At 41.0% G+C, this 8,653-nt stretch carries 2 protein-coding genes; one reads left to right on the top strand and one right to left on the bottom strand.

Annotation, left to right across the window (positions count from 1 at the left end; all coding sequences use genetic code 11):
- Positions 1 to 268: 268 nt before the first annotated feature.
- Positions 269 to 2,581 carry a penicillin-binding protein 1C gene (pbpC, locus tag H6G74_RS18500; protein ID WP_190969060.1) on the bottom strand — a complete coding sequence of 771 codons (2,313 nt, stop codon included), beginning with the start codon at positions 2,579 to 2,581 and terminating at the stop codon, positions 269 to 271.
- A 290-nt stretch (positions 2,582 to 2,871) separates the two neighbouring features.
- Here pbpC and H6G74_RS18495 point away from each other — a divergent pair, with 290 nt between their 5' ends.
- The gene (locus H6G74_RS18495; RefSeq protein WP_190969059.1) at positions 2,872 to 8,607 is read left to right on the top strand and encodes an alpha-2-macroglobulin family protein; all 5,736 of its coding nucleotides are present in this window, start codon (positions 2,872 to 2,874) and stop codon (positions 8,605 to 8,607) included.
- Positions 8,608 to 8,653 lie beyond the last annotated feature (46 nt).

The raw sequence follows: 8,653 nt of genomic DNA, 5'->3' as shown, positions 1-8,653 counted from the left end.
ACCTACTTGGACGTGACCAGACTCTCGCAGAGTCTTTTCCGTGAGAGTAGCGGGTATGAATCCGCTAGGGAAGTGGGCTTCCCTTTCTAAACGACCAGTTCGGGTCGCACCCCAACACCCAGCTTCACCCTCCAGAAAACCGAGTCTGGTCAGTGTGGGCAGATAGGGAGTCACACCTGAGTCTGGTGGACGGGGCTTTCACCCGTATCAGACCGAAAGTTCAACCTTCCTTATTTCTAAGTTTGGTTGGAGAGGTTATTTACGGACTTTAACCGTGATTCACTCTCAACGAATCGCACTTCCTCTGAGAATTAACAACGGAAAAACCCCGCTTTGTTGGTCGGATTTTGGCTAATTCTACGTGAAAATTCACTTTATCGCTGGTGTCTCCACTCCGCGCTTCTAAATTCCAGTTTCCCGGACGCAGATACCAAAATAAATTAGTTGATTGTGTATCCAGTTTTTCACCATTTAACCGCCACTCAACTGATGAGGGATTTCCGACTAGTTTAAATTCTAATTTTTGCTGTCCTTCTGTACCTGGATATAGTAAGAACAAATCACCATTTTGGGGAGAGACAATTCGTAAATTACTAGAGACAAAATTTGATTGCTGCTTGGCTAACCAATCATTATATTCGGGCGGTAAATTAAAATTGTCTTGAGTTGCGTAAGCAATTTTATCTTCTGGGTAAAAATACTCTTGCACAATAGAGTTACAGTCTGGTGTGGGGCGTAAACCGGAATCTGCACATATAGGAAGTTGAATTAATCCTTGAGGAACTGTAAACGCTGCGGGTTCTTGGTTTTCGTGCAGGTGCAACATAATGCGATTCCACAAAGGTGCTGCACCCATCACACCGGATACTTGACGCATCGGTTCGCCGTTGAAATTTCCTACCCAAGTTGCAACGGTGTAGTCGGTGGTAAAGCCCACAGTCCAAGTATCGCGGAAGTTGGAAGAAGTACCAGTTTTGACGGCGGCGGGGAAGGGCAAGTTTAATACTGAGTCTACACCAAAAGCGGTGGCACGGGCGTGGCGATCGCTCAACATATCAGTAATAAGTTGCCATGTTGTTTGGTTAGGGAAGTTGGGAGTGGGGAGTGGGGAGTGGGGAATAGTAGGCACAAGTGGGATGCTTTGTCCTGGTCTTGCCATTGTGACGTAAGCTTGAGCAAGTTCCCATAAAGTAACTTCGCCACTACCGAGAGTTAAACCCAAACCGTAATATTCTGGGGTTTGATTCAGGTGAGTAAAGCCTAATTCATGCAGACGTTCCAGAAAGTTTGGTACGCCGATTTTTTCTAAAACTCGCACAGCCGGCACATTTAAAGAATTGGCTAACGCTATCCGCACCCGTACCGGGCCGAGAAAGCGTTGAGTATAATCTGTTGGGCTATAAAGTTTTGCACCAGGAATAGCATAGTGGGCGGGGACATCAGCCAAGATGGTGTTTGGGCGAATCAGTTTTTTTTCTAACGCCAACTCATAGACAAAGGGTTTGAGGGTAGAACCTGGTTGGCGTAGGGCTTGTACTCCATCGTTACGTCCAAGTTTGGCTTCGTTGAAATAGTCAGGTGAACCGACGTAAGCCAAAACTTCGCCAGTGTGGTTGTCAATTACCAAAGCTGCTGCATCGTGGACGTTGTTAGCGGCGAGGTTGGATATTACTTGCTGTGCTTGGGCTTCGACAAATTGTTGTAATGGTCTGTCGATGGTGGTTTGGATGAGATGATCCCCCCAACCCCCCTTAGTAAGGGGGGGGATCTGCATTTGGTTTGCTAACCAAAACAAGAAATGAGGTGCAGCGATAATTCCCCGTTGACGAGATTGAAAAACTACCTTTTCGGTTTGGGTTTTGTCGGCTATTTGTTGAGTGATATAGCCATCCTGTACCATACGCTTGAGGACGTATTTTTGACGCTGTTTGAGTCTATCCCAATGTTGTAACGGGTCAAAGTAGGTGGGATTATTAGGGATAGCAGCCAAAAGACTAGCTTGGGCAAGATTTAACTCACTGGCTGGTGTAGAAAAGTAAGTGCGCGATGCGGCTTCTACACCATATATATTGCCGCCCATTGGCAGACGGTTGATATATGCAGCGAGAATTTCATCTTGATTCATTCCCGCCGCTAACCGCCAAGCCAACCAAATTTCTTGCAATTTCCCTGAGAAGTTGCGAGATGATGGTTCTAACATCCGCGCTAACTGCATAGTAATTGTGGAAGCACCAGAGACTATTCTTTTGGCGTGAATGGCTTGGTTAATGGCGCGGATAATTGCTTTGATATCCAACGCGCCATGATGGTAGAAACTGCTATCTTCGGCGGCGATAATTGCGTTGATAAATTGGGGAGAAACTTGATTTAAGGGGACGACGGCTGTATGTTCTTGGTCACGGGTGAGGATTGTTCCTAATGGTAGCCCATTGCGATCGCTAAATTCCAAAGCTAACTGATTTTGGGCGATGTCTGCGGTATGTATAGGCGCGAAATACGGCAGTAACCGCACCGCTACACATACAAATACAATAGCTAAGAAAAATTTTGACTTTTGGATGAGCCGCCTACTTAGTCTCATCAGAGACTCCCCTGGATAGTAAAACCTACTTTAATTGTGACGCGATCGCTATTTGTTAATCAGGTAATATTGCAAAGACTTAACAATTTATACCAATTTAAATTAAGAATTGTAGTGATTTTTGGAAATAACTACACTAAATTGGTTATCCATTGTATACCGAGTTCCTCTTGATTTTCTGTCTTTGTGTCCTTTGCGCTCTTTGCGGTTCATTAAAGTAAAGTCTTTTTTGACGAACCACAAAGGACACGAAGAGCGCAAAGAAAGAAGAATTAAAAGATATCTAAAATATGATTATTAAAATTTTTCTACAACTATTTATTACCTTAACATTTGTACTCAGCATTAGCGGCTGTAGTTTATTAGGTGTATCCTCCAATAAAGAACCATTACCCGCCGTTTCTCCCCTCACGCCACCAAAGTTACCAGACTGGATTGAACAAATTAGTCCTATTGGTGATGCTACACCTTTAAATCAAATTCGTATCCGCTTTAAGGAAGCATTAATTCCTGTTGAAATTTTAGATAGTGCAGAACAACAAAACTTATTACAAAAATTTACTGTATGGCCGCCTTTACCCGGTCAATTTCGCTTTTTAACGCCGCGTATGGTAGGTTTTCAAGCAGATAAAGCACTACCCCAAGCGACAAGGTTTCAAGTTACTTTAAAAGCAGGTTTGGCAGATTTAAAAAATCACAAGTTAAATCAAGATTTAGCTTGGACTTTTAACACTGAACCTATTAAGTTGACTGATTTACCCGGTGTGAATCCTGTGGAGAAGGCGGAGATTCAACCTATAGATTTAAAACAAAAACTGCAATTTACATCTAATGTTGAATTAAACTTAGGTTCATTACAAGAACATCTTAAGCTTGTCCCCGAAGGTAAAAATAAAGATATCAGTTTTAATATAGACTTAGCGAAAGAAGAAAAACCAACCGAAGGTGAAGACCCATTAGCAAATTTTGATCCTTCAGCACGTAATTGGGTTTATAATCTGATACCGCAGCAAAGTTTAGAAAAAGCGACTAACTACCGTCTGGTATTTTCCCCTGGCATATTACCAAATTATGGCAATTTACCAACAGATAAAGAGTCTGTAAGTAAGTTAGCAACTTATTCACATTTAGAATTTAAAACCATCAACTTTTACGGACAGCCTGATGTTAACGGAACTTATGGGCGATTCATTAAAGGTAGTCCGCAGCTAGAATTTAATAATATATTATTGGCAGATTCGGTTAAAGATAATATCAAAATTGATCCAGCACCAAAAGATATCTCTCGACTGTTCCAAGTTCCAGAAGAATCTAATTTGGTGACGCTTAATCCCTACGCTTTAGAACCTGCAACTCATTATAAAATTACAATTGGGACAAATATTAAAGATAAATTTGGACAGACTTTAAATAAACCTGTCACCCTACAATATAATACTGGCGATTTGGGGGGTGATATTTGGGTTCCGTCAGATTTACATATCTTTCCGTCAAATCAAAATTTACAGTTAAATATTAGTACAGTCAATTTACCAGAGTCGAAATATAAAGCCGCTTTTCGTGTAGTTCAACCCAGCGATTTAGTCTATTTTAATAATGCTTCGCCGAAAGGTAATGATAACGAGTTATTACCACAGCTAAATTCATGGCAAAGCTTTAAAGTCAATTCTAACAAAAATCAACTTGTTGATGTCAATGTTCCATTACGAGAAAAGCTTGGTAGTCCAACAGGGATGTTAGCTTATGGAGTCCAAGCACGCACAAATAAATATCAAGATAATGGCAAAGAATTGTGGCGGGAACCTGTAACTTATGGTTTAGTACAATTAACAAATTTGGGTGTATTTAGTCAATGGTTTCCTGACTCTGGTTTAATTCGTGTGCATCATTTGAGTGATGGTTCACCAGCGAAGAATGCAGCTATTGAAGTTTATCAATCAAAGTTAGAGGAAAAATATCCTAGTAATGCTGTACCTTGCGCGACGGGTAAAACTGATGAAAATGGCACTTTCAGACTACAAGTTGATAATTTAAAGCAGTGTTTCCCTGATAATCAAAGATTTACTAAATCACCACAACTATTAGTAATTGCGCGAGAAAATCAAGATTGGGCTTTTGCCAGAACAGAAGAATATAGCGGTGCTTTTGGGTATGGTATTGATGCAGGTTGGCAAGAAGCAAAAGCAGAATCACGAGGTGTAATTTTTTCTGATAGAGACTTATATCAACCGGGCGAAAAAGCTTGGTTTACTGGTTTTGCTGACTATTTACAAAATGGGACTCTCCAGCAAGATAAAAACGCAGTTTATCAATTAACTTTAGTTAATCCCGACGGACAGAAAACCCAATTAGGTGGCAAAACTACCAATGAGTTTGGGACATTTTCTTTAGAGTTACCCATTCAGAAAACTCAAGCTTTGGGCTACTATACTATCCAAGGTAAAGGCAAAGAAGGACAAGAAATTTCCGGCGAGTTTCGGGTGGCTGAATTTAAACCGCCTAACTTTAAAGTTGAACTTAATTTAGATAAAGAATTTGCCCTAGCTAATGATAAAGTGGAAGCGAAAGCCGCGAGTAACTATTTATTTGGTGCGCCTGTAGAAGCTGGGGAAGCAAAATATTTTGTCACGCGCCAACAAACTAGTTTTATTCCTAAAGGTTGGGAAGAATTTAGTTTTGGTAGACAATGGTTTTGGCCAGAAGAAAGTCCATCGTTAACCAGTGAGGTTCTACAAACCAGTGACAAGTTAGATGCAAGTGGTAAAACTAGTCAAACTGTGACGGTGGCGAAAGATTTACCTTACCCAATGACTTACCAAGTAGATGTGCAAGTTGCAGATGTTTCTAATTTATCTGTGGCTGCTTCTCAAAAGTTTACAGCTTTACCCAGTAACAAACTGATTGGACTCAAAGGCAATTTTATTGCTGATGCTGGTAAGGCTTTACCTGTAGAAATAATAGTAACTGAACCTACAGGAAAAGTAATAACAGGTCAACGAGTGCATTTAGAATTACAACAAATGAAATATAGTAGTGTGACGCAGTTAGTGGAAGGAAGTCGCACTGCGAAAAATCAAGTGGAATATAAAACAGTAGAACAAACCGATATTACTTCTGCTGATACTGCCCAGATATTAACTTTAACACCACCCGAATCAGGCTCATACAGAATTAGAGCTAATTTTAGGGATACAAAAGAGGAATTAACGGCGACAGATTTACAAATTTGGGCAACAGGAGAAACCCCAGTTTATTGGAGTTCAGAAGATGAAAATCGCCTAGAAGTTAAACTAGATAAAAAAGAGTATAATCCTGGGGAAACTGCCACAGCTTTAATTCAATCTCCCTACCCAGAAGCGGAATTATATTTTGCAGTTATCAAAGATAAACCAATTTATCAACAAGTCACAAAAGTTAAGGGAGGCGCACCCCAAATTCAGTTTCAAGTTACGCCAGAAATGTTACCTAATGCAGCAGTAGAAGCTGTATTAGTTAGACAAGGCGCACCTCTTAACCAAGTTGAACCAGGAAGTTTAGATAAACTAGTAAAGATTGGTTTCTCACCTTTTAAAGTCAACTTGCAAGATAAATATTTAAAAGTCCAAGTTACACCTTTGCAAGCATCTTTAGAACCAGGTGCAGAACAAACAATACAATTAGAACTGAAAGACAACCAAAACAACCCTACCCCAGGACAATTTACTGTCATGGTGGTGAATGAAGCGGTGTTGCAACTATCTGGTTATCGTCCGCCAGACTTGGTAGATACAGTCTACGCAGAACAGCAAATATCTACCCGGTTCAGTGATAATCGTCCTGATGTGGTTATACAACCCCAAGATATCGCCAAACCCAAAGGCTGGGGTTATGGCGGTGGTTTTTCTGTGGGTGCAGCAAATACCCGCGTCCGTACAGATTTTCAGGCCTTAGCTTACTACAATGGTTCAGTTTTAGCTGATGCGAGTGGTAAGGCGCAGATAACCTTTAAATTACCGGATGATTTTACGACATGGCGGGTGATGGCTGTCGCTACTGATGGAAACTTGCGCTTCGGTAACGCTGATGCAACGTTTATCACCACCAAACCACTGCTAACTAATGCCATCTTGCCACAGTTTGTCCGTCCAGGCGATCGCATCTTCGCAGGTTTATCCGTCACCAACACCACCGGGAATAACGGAAACCTCTCAATTAACGGTGAACTTAGCGGTACAGTTAAGTTTGCGGAAAATAACCCCACCACAACTTCCTTACAAACCAACGCCGAACCAGCTACCAAAGCTTATCGCTTCCCCATGATTGCAGGTGGGGTTGGTGAAAGTAAAGTTAGGTTCACCACCCAACTAAATAATACAGCCGATGCTTTTGAACTGCCTTTAGAAGTGAAGCCATTAGAAATTACCGAACAAGTTGTCGAAGCTGGGGTAACAGAAAAACAAGTTAAAATTCCCCTGAATGTTGATAAAAATATCTACCCCGAAGCAGGTGGTTTAGATATTCAATTAGCGAGTACATTAATACCCGAAATTAAAGCACCCGCGAAACAAGTTTTAGAAGATGATGATTTACCCTTCGCAGAACCAGCCGCCAGTCAATTAATCATTGCTGCTAACCTGCAAACTTTAGGTAAACAATATAGTCAAACATTCGCTGAATTTAATCCTAGCCAAAAAGCAAACCAAGCCATTACCCAACTGCAAAAATTACAAATAGCCGATGGTGGTTTTGCTGCTTATCCAGGACAAGAAAAATCAGACCCTTGGGTTTCTGCATACTCGGCGGAATCTTTAGTAAAAGCTAATCAAGCATTTCCTGGTTTTATTGATTCTACAACACTAACGCGCCTGAAAAATTATCTGCAAAAGGTAGTAGCAAATCCAGGACAGTATGATTTCTGTAAACAACAAATTTGTAAACATCAACTGCAATTAAATGCCTTAATCGCTTTAGCAGAATTAGGTGATAAAAGCAATAGTTTCTTAGGTGATATTTACCAACAACGGAATAACTTTGATATCGTCACCCAAATCAAACTAGCGCGGTACTTATCGCAATTCCCAGAATGGCAAGATGAATCACAACAAATGCTGAATCAGTTACAAAAAAATATCTATGAAACTGGACGCAACGCCGTAATTAGTTTACCACAAAGTTGGGGATGGATGAATTCATCTACCACCGCCCAAGCACAAGCTTTAAGGTTATTTATTGCCAAACAAAGTAAACCGGAAGTTCTGGATAAATTATTCCAAAGTCTATTAAGTTTACGCCGCAATGGCACATGGCAAACTAACTATAATAATGCTCAAGCTTTAACAGCTTTAGTAGAATATAGTCAACTCCAACCCACACCACCAAACTTTGCCACCACAGTTCAATTAGCTCGTCAAAAGTTAGGTGAAAATCGCTTTGATGGTTACAAAAATCCTAATTTACAGCTAAATGTTGCAATGGATAAATTACCCCGTGGTCGTCATGATTTGATAATACAAAAATCGGGTAGGGGCAAATTACATTATTTAGTTGCCTATAATTATCGCTTGCAAGGTAATCAACCAGGCAGATTTAACGGTTTACGTGTCACACGCGAAATTAGCAAAGTCGGAGAAGAAAAAGTTCTGCAAAAAACCGGGATGTATGCTGTAGATAAACCCTTAACTGTCGATAGTGGACAAGTATTTGATATTGGTTTAGAAATAATTGCAGACCGCCCAGTTGATCATATAGTCATTAAAGACCCATTACCAGCAGGATTTGAAGCCGTAGACCAGAGTTTTCAAACTGCGACAGCCGCATTGCAAGCCAAAGCCGATAGTTGGCAACTTGGTTATCGCAATATTTACCGCGATCGCATTATCGCCTACGCCGACCACCTCGAACCAGGAGTTTATAGCCTACATTACTTAGTCCGTTCTGTGACTCCCGGCACATATACATGGCCTGGTGCGGAAGCCCATTTGCAGTATGCACCAGAAGAATTTGGACGCACTGCTGAGTCTACAATTGTGCTTGAGGAGAAGCGTTGATTTTGAAACGCAGAGTCTTTCTCTCTGCGTTCTCTGTGTCTCTGTG

The sequence above is a fragment of the Nostoc spongiaeforme FACHB-130 genome (assembly GCF_014698475.1).
GTDB lineage: Bacteria > Cyanobacteriota > Cyanobacteriia > Cyanobacteriales > Nostocaceae > Nostoc_B > Nostoc_B spongiaeforme.
This window is presented reverse-complemented; position numbering and strand designations above follow the sequence as displayed.